The organism is Pseudomonas sp. MM213 (genome assembly GCF_020423045.1).
In the GTDB taxonomy this organism is placed as follows: Bacteria; Pseudomonadota; Gammaproteobacteria; order Pseudomonadales; family Pseudomonadaceae; genus Aquipseudomonas; species Aquipseudomonas migulae.
In genome coordinates this window covers 6,584,604-6,602,561 of the sequence record NZ_CP081943.1, presented here as the reverse complement: position 1 = coordinate 6,602,561, position 17,958 = coordinate 6,584,604, and the positions used below count along the sequence as shown (strand labels likewise).

The 17,958-nt window shown below is 62.0% G+C and carries 17 protein-coding genes; 5 read left to right on the top strand and 12 right to left on the bottom strand.

All coding sequences use genetic code 11. From position 1 onward, the window contains the following. Window positions 1–186 precede the first annotated feature (186 nt). On the top strand, window positions 187–552 hold the full coding sequence (locus K5R88_RS30075) for an Mpo1-like protein (RefSeq protein ID WP_008027303.1): 366 nt from the start codon (window positions 187–189) through the stop codon (window positions 550–552). Here the strand turns inward: K5R88_RS30075 and K5R88_RS30070 are convergent, their stop codons facing one another. The 3 genes from K5R88_RS30070 to K5R88_RS30060 form a co-directional block, all read right to left on the bottom strand. Next, window positions 553–1,350 (bottom strand): acyl-CoA thioesterase, encoded by a 798-nt coding sequence (locus tag K5R88_RS30070; protein WP_192226186.1) that lies wholly within the window; start codon window positions 1,348–1,350, stop codon window positions 553–555. It abuts the gene before it with no gap. 263 nt (window positions 1,351–1,613) lie between these two features. Continuing rightward, window positions 1,614–2,372 carry a CHAD domain-containing protein gene (locus tag K5R88_RS30065; protein ID WP_226298863.1) on the bottom strand — a complete coding sequence of 253 codons (759 nt, stop codon included), beginning with the start codon at window positions 2,370–2,372 and terminating at the stop codon, window positions 1,614–1,616. A 95-nt stretch (window positions 2,373–2,467) separates the two neighbouring features. Beyond that, complete coding sequence (locus K5R88_RS30060; RefSeq protein ID WP_008027298.1) at window positions 2,468–2,746, bottom strand: hypothetical protein; 279 nt, start codon at window positions 2,744–2,746, stop codon at window positions 2,468–2,470. A gap of 222 nt (window positions 2,747–2,968) precedes the next feature. On the opposite strand from K5R88_RS30060, the gene K5R88_RS30055 reads away from it, so the two are divergent. Continuing rightward, entirely contained in the window at window positions 2,969–4,009 is a 1,041-nt protein-coding gene (locus K5R88_RS30055) for a patatin-like phospholipase family protein (RefSeq protein ID WP_008042183.1), read from the top strand. A 130-nt stretch (window positions 4,010–4,139) separates the two neighbouring features. Here the strand turns inward: K5R88_RS30055 and K5R88_RS30050 are convergent, their stop codons facing one another. The 6 genes from K5R88_RS30050 to kdpF form a co-directional block, all read right to left on the bottom strand. Beyond that, window positions 4,140–4,838 carry a response regulator gene (locus tag K5R88_RS30050; protein ID WP_226300295.1) on the bottom strand — a complete coding sequence of 233 codons (699 nt, stop codon included), beginning with the start codon at window positions 4,836–4,838 and terminating at the stop codon, window positions 4,140–4,142. Window positions 4,839–4,894: 56 nt separating this feature from the next. Then, window positions 4,895–7,552 (bottom strand): sensor histidine kinase, encoded by a 2,658-nt coding sequence (locus K5R88_RS30045; protein WP_226298862.1) that lies wholly within the window; start codon window positions 7,550–7,552, stop codon window positions 4,895–4,897. A 131-nt stretch (window positions 7,553–7,683) separates the two neighbouring features. After that, window positions 7,684–8,229, bottom strand: a complete 546-nt coding sequence (gene kdpC, locus K5R88_RS30040) for a potassium-transporting ATPase subunit KdpC (protein WP_226298861.1) — start codon at window positions 8,227–8,229, stop codon at window positions 7,684–7,686. A gap of 150 nt (window positions 8,230–8,379) precedes the next feature. Further along, window positions 8,380–10,437 (bottom strand): potassium-transporting ATPase subunit KdpB, encoded by a 2,058-nt coding sequence (kdpB, locus tag K5R88_RS30035; protein WP_192226176.1) that lies wholly within the window; start codon window positions 10,435–10,437, stop codon window positions 8,380–8,382. 10 nt (window positions 10,438–10,447) lie between these two features. After that, window positions 10,448–12,142, bottom strand: a complete 1,695-nt coding sequence (kdpA, locus tag K5R88_RS30030) for a potassium-transporting ATPase subunit KdpA (protein WP_008042180.1) — start codon at window positions 12,140–12,142, stop codon at window positions 10,448–10,450. 8 nt (window positions 12,143–12,150) lie between these two features. Continuing rightward, complete coding sequence (gene kdpF, locus K5R88_RS30025; RefSeq protein ID WP_007899818.1) at window positions 12,151–12,240, bottom strand: K(+)-transporting ATPase subunit F; 90 nt, start codon at window positions 12,238–12,240, stop codon at window positions 12,151–12,153. A gap of 393 nt (window positions 12,241–12,633) precedes the next feature. On the opposite strand from kdpF, the gene eat reads away from it, so the two are divergent. Both eat and K5R88_RS30015 read left to right on the top strand, forming a co-directional pair. Continuing rightward, window positions 12,634–13,998 (top strand): ethanolamine permease, encoded by a 1,365-nt coding sequence (gene eat, locus K5R88_RS30020; RefSeq protein WP_192226174.1) that lies wholly within the window; start codon window positions 12,634–12,636, stop codon window positions 13,996–13,998. A 125-nt stretch (window positions 13,999–14,123) separates the two neighbouring features. Beyond that, window positions 14,124–14,291 carry a DUF2897 family protein gene (locus K5R88_RS30015; RefSeq protein WP_008031772.1) on the top strand — a complete coding sequence of 56 codons (168 nt, stop codon included), beginning with the start codon at window positions 14,124–14,126 and terminating at the stop codon, window positions 14,289–14,291. A 122-nt stretch (window positions 14,292–14,413) separates the two neighbouring features. Here K5R88_RS30015 and K5R88_RS30010 read toward each other — a convergent pair whose 3' ends face one another. Together K5R88_RS30010 and K5R88_RS30005 are read right to left on the bottom strand one after the other, a co-directional pair. After that, on the bottom strand, window positions 14,414–15,265 hold the full coding sequence (locus K5R88_RS30010; protein WP_008031773.1) for an urea carboxylase-associated family protein: 852 nt from the start codon (window positions 15,263–15,265) through the stop codon (window positions 14,414–14,416). Between the two features lie 15 nt (window positions 15,266–15,280). Next, entirely contained in the window at window positions 15,281–15,934 is a 654-nt protein-coding gene (locus K5R88_RS30005) for a GntR family transcriptional regulator (RefSeq protein ID WP_008042177.1), read from the bottom strand. A gap of 176 nt (window positions 15,935–16,110) precedes the next feature. Between K5R88_RS30005 and K5R88_RS30000 the strand changes: the two genes are divergently transcribed. Continuing rightward, window positions 16,111–16,668: a TetR/AcrR family transcriptional regulator gene (locus tag K5R88_RS30000; protein ID WP_008042176.1), complete on the top strand. Its 558-nt coding sequence runs from the start codon at window positions 16,111–16,113 to the stop codon at window positions 16,666–16,668. Here the strand turns inward: K5R88_RS30000 and fabF are convergent. After that, the gene (gene fabF, locus K5R88_RS29995) at window positions 16,665–17,939 is read right to left on the bottom strand and encodes a beta-ketoacyl-ACP synthase II (protein ID WP_226298860.1); all 1,275 of its coding nucleotides are present in this window, start codon (window positions 17,937–17,939) and stop codon (window positions 16,665–16,667) included. The two genes, K5R88_RS30000 and fabF, sit on opposite strands and share 4 nt — an antisense overlap. Between the last annotated feature and the right edge of the window lie 19 nt (window positions 17,940–17,958).

Genomic DNA, 17,958 nt, shown 5'->3' with positions numbered 1-17,958 from the left:
GCCTCGCTCCTACAAGTCGTGCGCAGTTTCTGTAGGAGCGAGGCTTGCCCGCGAAGACGTCTGTGTGAGTAACATCAATTCCGAACATGAACACCTATCACTCCGATAGCCATCCTTGATTCGCCGCCCGCCCATGCCGCGCCTATTCTTCAATCATGTGTTCAACATGGATCGAGGATCAGCATCATGGGCAAACGTCACCCCAACCTTCCCGCCTGGCAATGGCGCGCGTACCCGGACAATCACCAGCACCCGGCCAATCTGGTGTTGCACCTGATTGCCGTGCCGCTGTTCATCGTGGCGTTTTTGCTGCTGGTTTGCGGGGTGTTCAGCCTGAGCTTTGCGAACTTCGCGATTGGCGTCATCGGCCTGCTCGCGGCATTGGGCCTGCAGCGCCACGGTCACAGCCTGGAGGCGCAAGCCTCCGAGCCGTTCAGTGATCGCAAAGACGCGGTGTCGCGCCTGCTGGTCGAGCAGTTCCTGACCTTTCCACGGTTTTTCCTCAGCGGCGGCTGGTGGCGCGCCTGGCGTGAGCGCCACCGTCGTCACTGATCAGGCGAAAACCGTCACCGTCTGCCGGCTCATGGCAATCAACTGATCTTCTGCGTTCCACAGCTGCGCCGCCGCGTGACCGTAGCCGTCAGCGGCATGTTCGATTTCAACGAGGTATTTGCACCAGTCCAGCGTGCTCAATTCCAACACCGGCTGGACGAATTCGATGGTCCAGGTCAGCGTGCTGCCCATCGCCGGTTTCGTCAGGTGCGGCATCAAGGATGGGGGCCAGGCGTCCACCAGCGCCAGGATATGCGCCTCACTGACCGCCTCTTCCTTCACATCCCCACGCAAGCGCACCCAACCGCCCATCTCGCGGGATTTATTGCCGGTGAACGGCAAGCCGCCAACACTCCAGCGCATCGCCAGATGGCGCATGAATTCCGGCAGTACGCCTTTGATGAATGGCAGCTCCTGGCAATCGTCCCAGTGCTTCATTTCGGGGGCCGGCGTGGCGGTTACCGCCACTTCGGACGGTCGCGAGGCGCCGAAGCTGCCCTGGATGAGTGTCACCACCTGGCCCTTCTGCATCGCCCGACCCAGTACCTGGCTGACCGCCTTGCCTTCGCGCAGGACGTCGACTTCAAAACTGACCGGCACTTCAGGCTCGACCGGCCCGACAAAGGTGATCGCCAGCGAACGTACAGGACGATCCGCCGGCACCTTCGCGCGCATGGCTTCGTATTGCAAGGCGGCCACCAGGCCACCAAAACTGGCGCGACCCTGCGCCCATTCGGCCGGAATAGACAGCTCCAGCGGCTGGCTGCGGACGGCGTCGAGCAGATCGGAAAAGCGCATGGAAACCTCAGGGGCAGAAAAGGAATGAAGAGATCTTAACCAGCCAGCTAAAACGGCACAGCGCTTATTCCGGCCAAAAGTACGGACAGATGGGCCGCGCATGGCTCGGCTCCACACCGACCCCATGTGGGAGCGAGCCTGCTCGCGATAGCGGTACAACATCCGACATTGATGCTGCTGATTTACCGCGATCGCGAGCAGGCTCGCTCCCACAAGGTTCTGTGTTGTCCAGCCAATTAGTGATCAAGTCATCCATGGTGGTTTCAGGATTTGAAACAGCTGGCACTGAGTTTGTCGAGCACACGGTCCGCACGGCCTTCGGCCTGGGCCATGGTGGTTTTCCAGACCGCCACGCAAGGCTGCAAATCGGCTTCCTGTTCGGCCCGGGCCAGCCATTGCCAGCAATCGTGCCAATCGCCCAACGCGGCCTGGGCCGACTTCAATCTGGGCAGCGCCGGTTTCGGCAAGCGATCCAGCTCGGGATACGCCTCGATGCCATAACGCACGCGCTTGATCAGCAAGCGCAGACGATGGCGATCATGGGCGGGATCGTGCAGCGCCTGATCGAGTTTCTTCCATTGTTTGGCCAGGCGTTTCTCGATGCGTTGGCGCAAGCCCTTGAGCAAACCCTGACGCTGCGAGGCGCGTAAAAAGCGCGGAAAGGCGTCAAGGATCATCAGCAACTGCAACAGCTCAGGACTCGCCGCAACCGCCGGGTAAGCCTCGGCCATCTGCGCCATGCGCCGTTGCGCCGCCTCGGGTTGATCGTGCTCGAGCAAATACGCCGCCAGCACTTCGCGATCGCGCAACGGCGTGGTCAATTGCCCCACGGCCGATGCTGCCGCTTCCAGTTGCTCGACACCGGGCAAGCCACGCAATGGTCGCAGCAGGCTGCGCAAACGGCGAACCGTGGTGCGCAGATCGTGCAACGCTTCCGGATCGGTGCGGGCATTCAATCGGGCCTGACAGGCCAGCAAACGGACTTCCAGGCCCAGAACTTGAGCCACCAACCGATTAATCATGTGATTGACTCCAATTGTAGGAGCCGGCTTGCTGGCGATGGCAGCCGTGATGACGCCTTCACCAGCAAGCCGGCTCCTACAGATTAGCGCCTTGTTTAACGGCCAGCGCGTGACTCACGAATATAAAAGCGCGCCTTCTCGGCTTTCCTGGCGCAGCCTTCGAACGCTTCGAATTGCTGCTGGGTCTTGGCGCCGGTCAGCAACGACAGGGCCTTGGAGTAGCTGACGGTGCCGGCGAAACCTTCGGCCTTGGCCAGGTCCAGCTCACGCCACGCCGCATCGAGCCCGTTGCCGCAGCTGTCACGGTAAGCGGTTTTGCCGGCACAACCGGCGAGTGCCAGCGCAATCAAGGGCACACAGATCCAGGCTTTCATCACTCACACCTCAACAATAGGAAAACAGTCTTGCAGGTAAGACGGTCCGGCGCGTGAAAAGTGCCTTGCTCCCGCCGCCGAAACTATAGCGCTCGGGAGAATAACCATCTGCCGCCATGGAGTGTCGAAAAAACGACGCCTTCACCCTGCCAAGCGACCTTGACGATTGAAGCGCGCCCCTCGATGGGTGCATTGTTGAACCTTGTCAGACGAGGGCGATTCATGAAAAAGCGCGTCGCACTGGTGCTGGGCTCAGGTGGGGCCCGAGGATATGCCCATATCGGGGTCATTGAAGAGATCGAACGGCGTGGCTACGACATCTCCTGCATTGCCGGCTGTTCGATGGGTGCGGTGGTCGGCGGGATTTATGCCGCCGGCAAACTGGACGAATACCGTAACTGGATCGAAAGCCTGGATTACCTCGACGTGTTGCGCCTGGTGGACGTCAGTTTTCGGCTGGGGGCGATTCGCGGCGAGAAGGTCTTCGGGCAGATCCGCAAGATCGTCGGCGAAATCAATATCGAAGACTTGCGCATCCCCTACACGGCGGTGGCCACCGACCTGACCAACCAGCAGGAAATCTGGTTTCAGGAAGGCTGTCTGCACCAGGCGATGCGCGCCTCGGCGGCCATCCCGAGCCTGTTCACCCCGGTGATGCAAGGCAATCGCATGCTGGTGGACGGCGGCATTCTCAACCCTTTGCCGATCGTGCCCGTGGTGTCGAGCCATTGCGACCTGATCATTGCGGTCAACCTCAACTCCACCAACCAGCGTCACTATCAATTGCCGGTGATCCAGCGCCCTGCCGCGTTCAGGACCCGGTTCGACAGCCTGATCAACTCGCTGGGTTCGAAAATGCCGTTCCGCCGCAAACAGGCAGAACAATTGCTGTTGCTGGAAAAGGAAGCGTTGATGGCCGAGGCGGCCGAGATCAATCCCTGGGTCGAGTCCGCCGAACCCGAAGCCCAGCAACCGGCGGCCGCCCCTGAACGCGACGGTGCGCCGAAGTCGGCCACCGGTTCATTCATCATCGACAACGTGGGACCGGCGTCCTTGCTGGATTTGATCAACCAGAGTTTCGAGGTGATGCAGACGTCGTTGGCGCAGTACAAGATCGCCGGCTATCCGCCGGATATTCTGATCAACGTGCCGAAGCGGGTGTGCCGGTTCTTCGAGTTTTACAAGGCACCGGAGTTGATCGCGCTGGGGCGGGAGATTGCGCGGGACACCTTGGATCGGTATGAGAATGAGCGGGATTCCTGAGGGTCTCGGGTGAATGTGAGGGCCTCTTCGCGGGCAAGCCTCGCTCCTACGGGTCGAGTGCAGCCTTGTAGGAGCGAGCGGTGCGGCGATCCGACTTGCCCGCGAAAGCGTCATCCCACCCAACACAAAACTAAAGCCCACCCTCACTCAACAACCGATACCCAACCCCCGCCTCGGTCACGATAAACCGTGGCTGCGTCGGATCATCCGCCAGCTTCTGCCGCAAATGCCCCACCACAATCCGCAGATAGTGACTGTCTTCGGTATGGGTCGGCCCCCAGATATCCTTGAGCAATTGCTGCTGGGTGATGACCCTTCCCGGATGCCGCGCCAGTTGCGCCAGCACTGCGTATTCCTTGCGGGTCAACGCCACTTCGACGCCTTCGAGCAGCACCCGGCGATACGCCAGATCCACGGTCAACGGGCCGAACGTCAACGCCGCTTGTTGCACCTCGCCCACCGGCGCCTGACGCAACAGGGCACGCACCCGCGCCAGAAATTCCTGAATGCCGAACGGCTTGGTCACGTAGTCATTGGCTCCGCCATCCAGCGCTTCGACCTTCTGACCTTCACCGGCGCGCACCGACAGCACCAGCACTGGCACCGTCGACCACTCGCGAAACTCCCGCAGCACTTGCTGGCCGTCCATGTCCGGCAGGCCGAGGTCGAGCACCAGCAAATCGGGTTTGTTCAATGCGGCTTGCGCCAGGCCTTCGGTGCCGGTGCCGGCCTCCAGCACTTTGTAGCCTTGGGAGGCGAGGCTGATGCGCAGGAACTTGCGGATCTGCGGTTCGTCGTCGATGACCAAAATGGTCGCGGTCTGGCTCATGGTTTCCGGTCGCGGCATGGAGATGTCCAAAGGGTATCAGGCTTCACTTTCAGTACTCACTGTCCGCTCTCGATTTCAAAGGAAGGCTGTTCCTGCAAGGGCAAGTGAAGGGTGATGCAGGTGCCGCGCCCGTCGATGCCGTCACCGACGCTGATGCGCCCGCCGTGCGCGCCGACCATGCCCTGACAGATCGCCAGCCCCAGCCCGGTCCCCTGCCCGCCACGATCACCGCGTGCGGCGGTGTAGAACATGTCGAAAATCTTCGCCCGCTCCTCCTCCGGAATGCCCGGGCCTTCATCGCTGACCGAAAAGAACAGCTCGTTTTCATCCACGCCGGCGCGCAATTGCAAACGCCCATGCACCGGTGAAAACCGTGCGGCGTTTTCCAGCACGTTGACCAGCGCCTGCTCGATCAGCGCAGCGTGAACGAACAGCAGCGGCAGTTGCGCGGGCACATCGGTGTTGACCTGCAACGGTGCCAGCACCGCGCGCAGGCGATTGAGCGAACTGCCAACGATGTCGGCCGGTGACACCCAGTCCCGCGCGAGCTTCAGCGCACCGTGACCGAGGCGGGTCATGTCCAGCAGGTTTTGAATGTAGCGATCAAGGCGCTCGGCTTCATCACGCGTGCCTTCAAGCAGTTCGCGACGATCCTCCAGCGGGATGGCTTCGCCGAGCGCCAACAGGCTGTCGATGCTGCCGCGCATGGAGGTCAGCGGCGTGCGCAGATCGTGGGACACCGAGGCCAGCAAGGCACTGCGCAGTTGCTCGGTTTCACCATGCAGCCGCGCCGCTTCCAGGTCTTCGGCCAATTGTGCGCGTGCCAGCGCCTGGGCCAGCGGCTGACTGAGCGCGGTCAACAAACGTCGACGCTGACCGCTCAAGGTCTGCCCTTCTTTGGCACAGACGCCGAGCAACGCCAGCGGCCCGTCTTCCACCGAAAGCGGCCACCACCACCAACGCCCGAACGGCAACGTGCCGGTGCCCGCGCCCGCCGGTTGATCGTGTTGCCAGGCCCAATCGGCGGCGGCGCGTTCGGCTTCGGTGAATTCCAGGGGGCCACCGGTTTCGACTTTCCAACCCGCCTGACCGTCGCGATTGAGCAGGCACAGCTGCACGTCTTTCCAGCCGTTGAGATGCTGCGCGGCGGCGCTGACCACGGCCTGGCGGTCGGTGGCGGCGGTGAGTTTGCGCGACAGGTCGAGCAGTTCGGTGGTCTCTTCCTGCGTATCGCGCAACGCCTGCAATTGCCGGCGCTGGCGCGCCGCGAGGTTGCCGGTGAGCGCAGCCATCAGCAGGAAAAACAGCAGCGTCAGTACGTCTTCTTCGCGCTGGATGCTGAAGGAAAAATTCGGCGGAATGAACAGAAAGTCATAGGTCAGAAACGACAGCGCCGCACAGGCCAGCGCCGGGCCGAGGCTGCTGCGCACCGCCACCAGCAACACGGCGGCGAGGAACACCAGCGAGATGTTCGGCAGCGGCAAGACACTCGCCACGGCCCAGGCCAGTGCGCTGGCGAGCACGGTTGCGACCAGCGCCAGCGCATAGTCGAACCACACCAGTGACTGCGCCGAACGCTGGCGCGGCTGATGCTGTTCGTGATCGCTGTCGAGGACGTTGATTTCCAGTCCACTTGCATCGCGCAGCAAGCGTGAGGCCAGACCACCGCCGAACAGGCGCCGACGCAAACGCTGCCGGGACTGACCGACCAACACCAGGCTGGCACGGCGTTCGGCTGCGTGCTGGATCAGGGTTTTCGCAACTTCGCCGGCACGCAACAACACCACTTCGCCACCGAGACGTTCAGCCAGTTGCTGGGCACTTTGCAGACGCAGGCGCGATTGCTCGTCGCGCACGCTGCCGTTGTCCACGTGCACCAGGCTCCATGGCAAATGCCGGCGCTGGGCGACACGACTGGCGTGACGCACCAGGCGTTCGGCCTGAGCATCGCCATCGACACCGACCAGCAGCCGACCGCGCACCGCAGGTGCCGCCTGGCCGAGCTGGCGATACCCTTGCGCCAGATCGTTATCGACCTGGGCCGCCGCCGTCTGCATCGCCAATTCGCGCAGGGCGGTGAGGTTGGTCTGGGTGAAAAACGCATCGATGGCCGCCCGCGCCTGCTCCGGCACGTAGACCTTGCCGTCGCGCAGTCGCTCGAGCAGCTCCCGTGGCGGCAAGTCGATCAGCAGCAGTTCATAGGCTTCTTGCAGCACCCAGTCCGGCAAGGTTTCGCGGACCTGCACGCCGGTGATGCCGCGCACCTGGTCGTTGAGGCTTTCCAGGTGCTGGACGTTGACCGTGGTGAACACGTCGATGCCGGCGGCGAGCAGTTCCTGAATGTCTTGCCAGCGCTTGGCGTGACGACTGCCGGGCGCGTTGCTGTGGGCCAGTTCGTCGACCAGCACCAGTTTCGGTTTGGCTGCGAGCAGGCCGTCGAGGTCCATTTCTTCGAGCATCACGCCACGGTATTCCGAGCGCACCAGCGGTTGCTGCGGCAAGCCGCCGAGCAGCGCTTCGGTTTCGGCACGGCCGTGGGTTTCTACCACGCCGGCGATGACCTTTACGCCCTGGCGCAGCTGAGTGTGGGCCGCTTGCAGCATGGCGTAGGTCTTGCCGACACCGGGCGCGGCACCGAGGAAAACCTTGAGCCGGCCACGGCCATCGCGGGGCAGGTCTGCTAACAGCGCGTCGGCGCGGCCGGAGTCACTCATGTTTGGGGATCTCTTATTTCAGGTGTTGATGTGGTGATTGTTCTATCGCCATCGCTAGCAGGCTAGCTCCCACAGGGGGTATGCATTTCCATGTGGGAGCTAGCCTGCTAGCGATTGGCGGCGCCACCGATTTACAACTTTTCCAACGCCATGTTCAGCGCCAACACATTCACCACCGGCGGGCCTACCAACGGCTGTTCGATGTGCGCGGCCAGCAGATTCTGAAGCGTAGACACCGGCAGATTCCGCGTCGCTGCAACACGCGCCAGTTGATAGGCAATCGCCGCTGGTGGCAAGTGCGGATCAAGCCCGCTGCCAGAAGTGGTCAGCAGCGCCAACGGCACCGGCCCCTGGCCTGGCACCAGCAGTTTATTGGCATCGTCGATCACCCGAGTGGCCAGCGCGGGATTGCTTGGCGACAGGTTGCTGGCGCTGCTCGATACCGTGGTGAAAGCGCCGGCCGACGGGCGTGGATGGAACCACGCGTCACCGGTGAAATCCTGGGCAATCAGCGAAGAGCCGCGGACTTTGCCGTCGGCGTCACGCACGAGGCTGCCATTGGCCTGATCCGGGAACGCGACCTGCGCGACGCCAGTGACCACCAACGGGTAAGCGACGCCGGTGATCAGGGTCATCAGGACCAGCAGGCTCAGGGCCGGACGTATCATTGTGGACATTTCAAAATCCTCGAATTCGGTGAACAGATTCGGTGTTCATATAGATGAACCGTGGTGCATTCTTCGCGAGCAAGCTTCGCTCCTACAGGGCGATATCACACCTGTAGGAGCCGGCTTGCCGGCGATCGAGCGCGAAGCGCTCGCCAAGGGTCAAACCAGATGCAACGCCGTCAACAGCATGTCGATCGCCTTGATGCCCACAAACGGCACCAGAATCCCGCCCAGTCCGTAGATCAACAGGTTGCGGCGCAGCAACGCCGCCGCACTCGCCGCCTGCACGCGCACGCCACGCAAGGCCAGTGGAATCAGCACCACAATGATCAAGGCGTTGAACACGATTGCCGACAGAATCGCGCTCTGCGGACTGCTCAGTTGCATGACGTTGAGCACACCCAGTTGCGGGTAGATCGAGGCAAACAGCGCCGGCAGAATCGCGAAGTATTTGGCGACGTCGTTGGCGATCGAAAACGTCGTCAGCGCACCGCGAGTCACCAGCAATTCCTTGCCGATCTGCACCACGTCCAGCAGCTTGGTCGGGTCGCTGTCGAGGTCGACCATGTTGGCCGCTTCGCGCGCCGCTTGTGTGCCGTCGTTCATCGCCATGCCGACGTCGGCCTGGGCCAGTGCCGGGGCGTCGTTGGCGCCGTCGCCGCACATGGCGACCAGACGACCGTCGTTCTGCTCATGACGAATGCGCGCCAGTTTTTTCTCCGGCGTAGCTTCAGCCAGCACGTCGTCCACACCGGCTTCGGCCGCAATCGCCGCGGCGGTCAGCGGGTTGTCGCCGGTCACCATGACGGTGCGAATCCCCAGTTTGCGCAGCTCGGCGAAACGCTCGCGGATGCCTGGCTTGACCACGTCCTTGAGGTGAATCGCGCCGAGCAATTTACCGTCGGCGCACACCAGCAACGGCGTGCCGCCGCTCTGGGCGATCTTGTCGATTTCCCGGGACAGTGCCGGGGCGAGATCGGCGCGTTTCAGGCCGACGAACGCCAGCAACGAATCCACTGCGCCCTTGCGATACACGCGGCCCTGATAGTCGACACCGGACAAGCGAGTCTCGGCGCTGAACGGCACCGCCGTCAGCACTTCGGTGGCAGGCTCGGGTTGTGGATGAACGCCGCGCAGGTACTCGACGATGGACTTGCCTTCCGCGGTGTCATCGGCCAGCGAAGCGAACAGCGCACCCTCGGCCAGCTCCTTGGCGCTCACACCCGGTGCGGCATACACCGCGGTGCAACGACGGTTACCGAAGGTGATGGTGCCGGTCTTGTCCAGCAGCAGGACGTGCACGTCCCCCGCCGCTTCCACGGCGCGCCCGGATTTGGCGATCACGTTCAGGCGCACCAGACGGTCCATGCCGGCGATGCCGATGGCCGAGAGCAAACCGCCGATGGTGGTCGGAATCAGCGTGACCAATAACGCCACCAGGAACACCAGCGGCAGGCTGCCGTTGGCGAAGTGGGCGAACGGTTGCAGGGTCACGACCACCAGCAGGAAGATCAGCGTCAGGCCGATCAGCAGGATGTCGAGCGCCACTTCGTTCGGGGTTTTCTGGCGTTTGGCGCCTTCGACCAAAGCGATCATGCGGTCCAGTGTCGACTCGCCAGGGTTGGCGGTGATGCGCACCAGCAGCCAGTCGGAGACCAGTCGGGTGTTGCCGGTGACGGCCGAACGGTCGCCGCCGGATTCACGGATCACCGGCGCGGATTCACCGGTAATCGCCGCTTCGTTGACCGCCGCGATGCCTTCGATGACCTCGCCGTCACCGGGGATCATTTCCCCGGCTTCGACGCGCACCACATCGCCCTTGCGCAGGCTGGTGGCCGGCACCACTTGAAAGGCGCCGTTGCCGGTTTTGCGGCGTGCGCTCAAGCCTTCGCTGCCAGCCTTGAGGCTGTCGGCGCGAGCCTTGCCGCGACCTTCGGCCAAGGCTTCGGCGAAGTTGGCGAACAGCACGGTGAACCACAGCCACAAAGCAATTTGCGCAGCGACGAAGGTCGGCACGGCGCTGTCGGGAATGAAGCACAGCACGGTGGTCAGGACGGCGGTCAGTTCGACCACCAGCATCACCGGCGCACGCTGCAACTGCCGTGGGTCGAGCTTGACGAAGGCTTGCACCAGCGCCGGACGCCACAGGGCCGAGATCGCGGTTTTCGGTTGTTCCGGCGCCTTGACGGTGGCGGCTTTACTTACGGGCATATTCATCATTGATTCCTCAGAAGCCCATGCTCAAATGTTCAGCGATAGGACCCAGCGCCAATGTCGGCAGGAAGGTCAAACCACCCACCAGCAAAATGGTCACGGTCAGCAACGTCACAAACAGCGGGCCGTGGGTCGGGAAACTGTTCTGGCCGATCGGTGCGGTTTTCTTCATTGCCAGGCTGCCGGCCAGGGCCAGTACCGGAAGGATGTAACCGAAGCGACCGATCAACATGCCCAGGCCGAGCATCAGGTTATGGAACGCGGTGTTGGCACCGAAGCCGCCGAACGCCGAACCGTTGTTGGCACTCGCCGAGGTGTAGGCGTACAGCAACTGACTGAAACCGTGGGCACCGGGGTTGCTCACCGAGGCGACCGGGCCCGGCAGGCTCGCGGCAATCGCACCAAGCACCAGCACGCCGACCGGCATGACCAGCAAAGTCACCACCAGCAGTTGCACTTCCTTGGCCTGCAGTTTTTTGCCGAGGTATTCCGGGGTGCGGCCGATCATCAGGCCGGCGAGGAACACCGCGATCAGCACGTTGAGCAACATGCCGTAGAGCCCGGCACCGACGCCGCCGAAGATCACTTCGCCGACCATCATGTTGACCATCGCAACCATGCCGCTCAGCGGGTTGAGGCTGTCGTGCATGCCGTTGACCGAGCCGTTGGATGCGGCGGTCGTGGTCACCGACCACAACACCGTGGCGGTGGTGCCGAAGCGCGCTTCCTTGCCTTCCAGCGGCGCGGTCTGTTCGACGGCGACGTTGTTCAGGGTCGGGTTCGGTTGGTATTCAGCCCACAGCGAAGTCGCGCCGCCAATCAGGAACAGCGCCAGCATGCAGGCGATGATCGCGCGGCTCTGACGCAGGTCTTTGACGTAATGACCGAAGGTGAACACCAGGGCGACCGGGATCAGAATGATCGAGGCCACTTCGAACAGGTTGCTCCACGCTGTCGGGTTCTCGAACGGGTGCGCCGAGTTGACGCCGAAGAAGCCGCCACCGTTGGTGCCCAGTTGCTTGATCGCAATCTGGCTGGCGGCCGGGCCGAGCGGGATCACCTGATCGACGCCTTGCATCGTCACCGCATTCACGTACTGCGCGAAAGTTTGCGGCACGCCCTGCCAGACCAGATACAGCGCCAGCAGCAGGCACAGCGGCAGCAGGCCGTAGAGGGTGGCGCGGGTCATGTCGACCCAGAAATTGCCCAGGGTTTTGGTCGATTTGCGACCGATACCCCGGCACAACGCAACCAGCACAGCGAGGCCGGTGGCGGCGCTGACGAAGTTCTGCACGGTGAGGCCGACCATCTGGCTCAGGTAGCTCAGCGAGGCTTCGCCGCTGTAGCCCTGCCAGTTGGTATTGGTCATGAAACTGACGGCGGTGTTGAACGCCAGCGTCCACTCCTGACCCGGCAGGTTTTGCGGGTTGAGCGGCAAGTGGTCCTGGAACAACAGGATCACGAACAACAGCAAAAAGCCCGCAAGGTTGAAGGCGAGCAAGGCCAGGGTGTATTTCTGCCAGCTCTGTTCGGCTTGCGGATCAACGCCGGCCACCCGATAACAGCCACGCTCCACAGGTCCCAGGATCGGTGTCAGCCAGGTGCGCTGGCCTTCCATGACCTTGTAGTAGAACCGCCCGAGAAACGGTGCCGGGATCAGCACCACGGCGAAGAAGGCCAGGATCAGCCAATAGTCATAACTGTGCATAGCCGCTCCTAGTTCCGGTCCGCGCGCAACAGCGCAACCAACAGATAAATGAACAGCCCCACTGCCAACAGCAGTGACACCCCGTCCAGAACGCTCATGGAAGTTCTCCGTGTTACGGCGTATTGCCGCGTGTGGAGTCATTGTCGGAAGGAAGGCTGTAAAGGAGCGAGATCGAGGGTGCTGGCTGTGCATAAAGAAAGTGTAAAGAGTGGGTTTATGCGGGCGTTACAGCGGTGTTTTTGCGGGCCCCTTCGCGGGCAAGCCTCGCTCCTACAGTTTTGAATGCGCCGATCCCCTGTAGGAGCGAGGCTTGCCCGCGAAGACGGCATAACAGACACCAACGCCCCCAACTGATGCATAAAACCCATCCATCCGGCGCCGAACATCCCCGATACGACACCTTTTTGCGCTTTACGACGGCCATCACCACACTGGCACGCCCACTGCACACGCCCTCCCCGAGCTGTCCAAACCGTTCAGGGAGCAAACGCATGAACACACAACTCAAACCCACGCTGGGCACGCTGCACCTGTGGGGCATCGCGGTCGGGCTGGTGATTTCCGGTGAGTATTTCGGCTGGAGTTACGGCTGGGGCGTGGCGGGCACACTTGGTTTCCTGGTGACGTCCTTCATGGTCGCCACGATGTACACCTGCTTCATCTTCAGCTTCACCGAGCTGACCACGGCGATTCCCCACGCCGGCGGTCCCTTTGCCTACAGCCGCCGCGCCTTTGGCGAGAAAGGCGGATTGATCGCCGGGCTGGCGACGCTGATCGAATTCGTCTTCGCCCCACCGGCCATCGCATTGGCAATCGGCGCCTACCTCAACGTGCAATTCCCCGCCCTCGACCCAAAACACGCAGCGGTCGGCGCCTATATCGTGTTCATGGGCCTGAACATCCTCGGGGTGAAACTGGCAGCAACATTCGAGCTGGTGGTCTGCGTACTCGCGGTGGCCGAATTGCTGGTGTTCATGGGCGTGGTTGCGCCGGCGTTCAGCTTCAGTAACTTCGCGCTGAATGGCTGGGCCGGCTCCGATGTGTTCGGCGCACCGGCGATTGCCGGGATGTTCGCGGCGATTCCGTTTGCCATCTGGTTTTTCCTCGCCATCGAAGGCGCCGCCATGGCTGCCGAAGAAGCCAAGGACCCGAAACGCACGATTCCCAAGGCGTACATCAGCGGCATTTTGACCTTGGTGTTGTTGGCCATGGGCGTGATGTTCTTTGCCGGCGGCGTCGGCGACTGGCGCACCCTGTCGAACATCAACGACCCGCTGCCACAAGCGATGAAAACCGTGGTCGGCGAAAGCTCCGGCTGGTTGCACATGCTGGTGTGGATTGGCCTGTTCGGCCTGGTGGCGAGTTTCCACGGGATCATCCTCGGTTACTCGCGGCAGTTCTTCGCCCTTGCGCGAGCCGGTTACCTGCCGGCGTCGCTGGCCAAACTCTCGCGTTTCCAGACGCCGCACCGGGCAATCATCGCCGGTGGTGTCATCGGGATCGCGGCGATCTACAGCGACGGCTTGATCAACCTCGGCGGCATGACGCTCACCGCCGCGATGATCACCATGGCAGTGTTCGGCGCGATTGTGATGTACATCATGAGCATGCTCAGCCTGTTCAAGCTGCGTAAAACCGAGCCGAACCTGGAGCGCACTTTCCGCGCGCCGTGCTACCCGTTGGTGCCGGCCATTGCACTGGTGCTGGCGGTGGTGTGCCTGGTGGCGATGGCGTGGTTCAACGCGCTGATCGGTGCGATTTTCCTCGGCTTCATGGCCGTGGGTTTCGTGTACTTCATGCTGACCGCGCAATTGCGCGCCGATGCACCGGCGGACGCGATGTTGACCGGGCTCTGAATCGCAGCAGGTGTTGCGAGTCGATCAGGCATAGAATGGAACCACTGCGAAATTGAATCGCTCAAAGTGGTATGCACGATCGATTGGCGAAACCCGCCAATCGGCCTGCCCTCAAGGAGAGCCCTATGCCCTGGTATGCCTGGTTGATTCTGATCGTTGCAATCGGCTCGATCGTGGGTGGTTTGATGTTGTTGCGCGACACCGCCCACAAGGTCGAACTGACCGATGAGCAACGCAAACGCGTCGCTGAACGCAACGCGCAAGCGGATGCCAAGGATGCGCAGGACCGCTGAAAAAACCTGATCCCTGTAGGAGCGAGCCTGCTCGCGATGCACCTGAGAACAACGCGTTTATTCAGAATAAACGCGTTATCGTTAACGTCCATCGCGAGCAGGCTCGCTCCGACAGGTGACGGCTATTTTTCCCAATCGGCCTTGGCGATGTGCAAGCCATGCAGCCCTTTGTACGCCGCACGCTCCGGCTGGCTCCAGCCTTCGAGCAGTGAATCCTCCAGTTTGTAGATCTCCACCCCAAGCGGGCGACACACGCTCAGCGGGTCCTGCGCGTCCGGCCCCCACATGGCCAGCGACAGATCGCCCCCCGGGCAGGTCGACAGTGCACACAACAGATCAATCTCGGCGAAGAATTCCAGGTAGTCGCCCTTCTGCGCCGGACAGGCTTTCATGAAGTACATGTCGTCGTGATTGAGGCCGGTGCACTGGAAAATGTTCAGCACGTCATGCACGTCGAACTCGGTCAGGCCATGGGGCAACACTGCGCGGGTCAGGTTGGAGTGGCAGTGATGGTGGAAGTCTTCGCCGGTGAGCATTTTGTTCACATAGGGATCGCAGCGGGTGCCGAGCAAGTCGTGCAGGCGCCCGCCATGTTCGTCAATGCCGTAGTCGGCCAGGCTGTCATCGGTGATGGTCACCAGCGGCCGCAAGAATGGCAGGTTCGACCAGAGCCGGTCGTGAGTGCTGACATGCGCCCCTTGCAACTGCCGCGTGCGTGAAGCCCACAAGCGTTCACGCGGATCGTTGGCATTCCAGACGTTGAAATCCCCGACTTGCGGGCCGACCGGCGTGGTCACGCGAAACACGTGCCCGGCCGGGACATGCCAGGCGCGGCCGGTGCGGATCGGCACTTCGAACTGCTCGATCAGCGTGCGCCCCTCCTTCGTATCCCGGATCTTTTCATAGAAGGCTTTATCCACCTGCAAGGCCGAACCTTTGCTGACTTGGTAGGCCGCCGGATAGTCTTTGTACATGGCACGAATCCTCGATCAGTGATGGGAAGAAGGAGCAAGCATTTGCAACAGAAGGTGTTCGGAATCGTCGAGATAACGGCTCATGGCGTCCTCGGCGGCGCGTTTGTCGCCTTCGGCCAGCAGCTCGTGAATCTGCCGGTCACGCGCCAGCCAGGGCGCCTGAAACCGTGATTCATCGGGCGCGGCGCAAAACACCAGGCGCAGTTGCGCGACGACATTGGTGAAGAACTCATCGAACAACGGGCTGCGCAGCAACCCGACGATGTGTTGATGAAACGCCAGGCTGTGCGTGCCCACGGCGCGCCAGTCCTCGCGCTCCCGGGCCAGTTCGGTGGCTTCCAGGGCTTCGAGCATCCGGTCGGACTGATAATCGCGCAGCGGCTGACTGGCACTGATGGCCTGCAACTCCAGCGTGCGGCGGACGTTGAACAGATCCCGCACATCGTCGACGCCCAAGCGACGCACCATCACGCCTTTGTTGCGCACATAACGGGTCAGTCCTTCCTGCCCCAATCGATGCAAGGCTTCGCGGATGGTGTTGCGGGAAGCGTTGTAGGCTGACACCAGATCGTTTTCCACCAGCGCCATGCCGGGCAGCAAACGACCGCCAATGATGTCGGCGCGTAACTCCAGGGTGATGTGGTCGGCCAGGGACAGTCCGCTGTTCATACTTATCGCCTTATGATTGTTCAACTATCGTCAGCTAACGGGTAATCACTATCCGTGCCAGTTCGTTCAAGACCTCATGAAGGAGTTCTACGCATCTGCATGCTTTTTAGAAATAGAAGTACAGTCACCATCCCATTTCCATTGGTTAAGATGGCGCATTGTTGCGGAGATACCAGATGCGTTACTCGCAGGACCATAAAGCTCAGACCCACAAACGCATCATCAAGGAAGCTTCAGCGCGATTTCGCCGCGACGGTATTGGCGCGACCGGCTTGCAGCCCCTGATGAAAGCGCTGGGCTTGACTCACGGCGGCTTCTATTCGCATTTCAAGTCCAAGGATGAGCTGGTAGAAAAGGCCCTGCAGGCTGCAGGCGCCGAGGTGGAAGTCATCTGCGCCGAACTGTTCGCTCAGGAACGCCCACTCGAGGCGTTCATTGACGCGTACTTGTCCGAATGGCACCAGACTTCGCCCCATGAAGGGTGCCCGTTGCCGACCATGTCATCGGAACTCGGCCTGCGCGGACAGCCAAGTCCGACCTCCGACGTGGTGCTCAATGCGCGGCTCGAACAAATACAAGGCACCCTTGAAGGTGATGATGCCGCCGACCAGAGCATATTCATCATGTCCGCAATGGTCGGGGCGCTGCTGTTGTCGCGCAGTGTCGAGAGCGCCGATCTGGCCCAGCGGATTCTCGACGTCACGCGCGACTTTCTCAAAAAGCCCCGGGATTAACCCTGCCAGCGCTTGAAGAGCACGCTGGCATTGACCCCACCAAAGCCGAAACCGTTGGACAGCGCATACTCGATGGCCATCGGCCGCGCCTGACCATGGACGATGTCCACACCTTGCGCCGCCGGATCCGGGTTATCCAGGTTGAGGGTGGCCGGCACGATCTGATCACGGATCGCCAACAGCGTGAAGATCGCTTCGATCCCGCCCGCCGCGCCGAGCAAATGCCCGGTGGCCGACTTGGTCGACGTGACCGCAATCTTGTTATCCGTGCCGAACAACGATTTGATCGCTGCCAACTCGCCCAGATCCCCAACCGGCGTCGAGGTTGCGTGAGCATTGAGGTGCTGAACCTGTGCCGCAGCGATGCCCGCCTGAGCCAGCGCCAGCGACATCGCCCGTCGCGCACCACTGCCATCTTCGGGGCCGGCGGTCAGGTGATAGGCGTCGGCGCTGGTGCCGTAACCGACCAGTTCCGCCAGCGGTTGCGCGCCACGGGCCAGTGCATGCTCCAGGGATTCGATCACCAGAAGGCCTGCGCCCTCACCCATGACAAAACCATCGCGGTCACGGTCGAACGGACGCGAAGCCCGCTCCGGCGTTTCGTTGTAACCACTGGACAATGCGCGAGCCGCAGCGAACCCGGCGAGACTGACACGATCGATCGACGCCTCCGCACCGCCACACACCGCAATGTCCGCCTCGCCGCAACGGATCAGCCGCGCCGCATCGCCAATCGCCTGAACCCCGGCCGCGCACGCCGTTACCGGAGCACCCAGGGGGCCTTTGAATCCGTGCTGGATCGACACATGGCCCGCAGCCAGATTGACCAGAAACGAGGGAATGGTGAAAGGCGACAAACGCCGCGGGCCACGACTGTCGGTGGTGCGTACCGCATCGGCAATCGCGCCGAAACCACCGACCCCCGAACCGATAATGGTCGCCGTACGCTCCTGGGCATTGGCATCCTGTGCCTGCCAACCCGCTTGCTCAAGCGCCTGACGTGCCGCTTCCATGGCAAACATAATGAAGCGGTCCATCTTCTTCTGCTCTTTGGGCGGCGTCGCACGATCCGGATCAAAACCTGCTTCGGCATCTTCGGCCAGCGTCGGCACTGCGCCACCGACCTTGGCCGGCAGATCAGCCACGACTTCGTCCGGCAAGTTGCGCAATCCCGAACGCCCGGCCAACAGACGCTCCCAGACGGCTTCGACCCCGCTACCCAGCGGAGACACCAAACCCATGCCCGTTACAACCACTCGACGTTCACTCATACCGCAACTACCTCAAGCC

Bases quoted from the DNA above. Each gene is read 5' to 3' on its own strand.
- K5R88_RS30005 (WP_008042177.1), bottom strand. From the start codon at position 15,934: ATGAACAGCGGACTGTCCCTGGCCGACCACATCACCCTGGAGTTACGC.
- eat (WP_192226174.1), top strand. From the start codon at position 12,634: ATGAACACACAACTCAAACCCACGCTGGGCACGCTGCACCTGTGGGGC.
- kdpF (WP_007899818.1), bottom strand. From the start codon at position 12,240: ATGAGCGTTCTGGACGGGGTGTCACTGCTGTTGGCAGTGGGGCTGTTC.
- K5R88_RS30050 (WP_226300295.1), bottom strand. From the start codon at position 4,838: ATGAGCCAGACCGCGACCATTTTGGTCATCGACGACGAACCGCAGATC.
- K5R88_RS30055 (WP_008042183.1), top strand. From the start codon at position 2,969: ATGAAAAAGCGCGTCGCACTGGTGCTGGGCTCAGGTGGGGCCCGAGGA.
- kdpB (WP_192226176.1), bottom strand. From the start codon at position 10,437: ATGAATATGCCCGTAAGTAAAGCCGCCACCGTCAAGGCGCCGGAACAA.
- K5R88_RS30000 (WP_008042176.1), top strand. From the start codon at position 16,111: ATGCGTTACTCGCAGGACCATAAAGCTCAGACCCACAAACGCATCATC.
- K5R88_RS30065 (WP_226298863.1), bottom strand. From the start codon at position 2,372: ATGATTAATCGGTTGGTGGCTCAAGTTCTGGGCCTGGAAGTCCGTTTG.
- K5R88_RS30045 (WP_226298862.1), bottom strand. From the start codon at position 7,552: ATGAGTGACTCCGGCCGCGCCGACGCGCTGTTAGCAGACCTGCCCCGC.
- K5R88_RS30070 (WP_192226186.1), bottom strand. From the start codon at position 1,350: ATGCGCTTTTCCGATCTGCTCGACGCCGTCCGCAGCCAGCCGCTGGAG.
- kdpC (WP_226298861.1), bottom strand. From the start codon at position 8,229: ATGTCCACAATGATACGTCCGGCCCTGAGCCTGCTGGTCCTGATGACC.
- K5R88_RS30010 (WP_008031773.1), bottom strand. From the start codon at position 15,265: ATGTACAAAGACTATCCGGCGGCCTACCAAGTCAGCAAAGGTTCGGCC.
- K5R88_RS30075 (WP_008027303.1), top strand. From the start codon at position 187: ATGGGCAAACGTCACCCCAACCTTCCCGCCTGGCAATGGCGCGCGTAC.
- K5R88_RS30060 (WP_008027298.1), bottom strand. From the start codon at position 2,746: ATGAAAGCCTGGATCTGTGTGCCCTTGATTGCGCTGGCACTCGCCGGT.
- fabF (WP_226298860.1), bottom strand. From the start codon at position 17,939: ATGAGTGAACGTCGAGTGGTTGTAACGGGCATGGGTTTGGTGTCTCCG.
- kdpA (WP_008042180.1), bottom strand. From the start codon at position 12,142: ATGCACAGTTATGACTATTGGCTGATCCTGGCCTTCTTCGCCGTGGTG.
- K5R88_RS30015 (WP_008031772.1), top strand. From the start codon at position 14,124: ATGCCCTGGTATGCCTGGTTGATTCTGATCGTTGCAATCGGCTCGATC.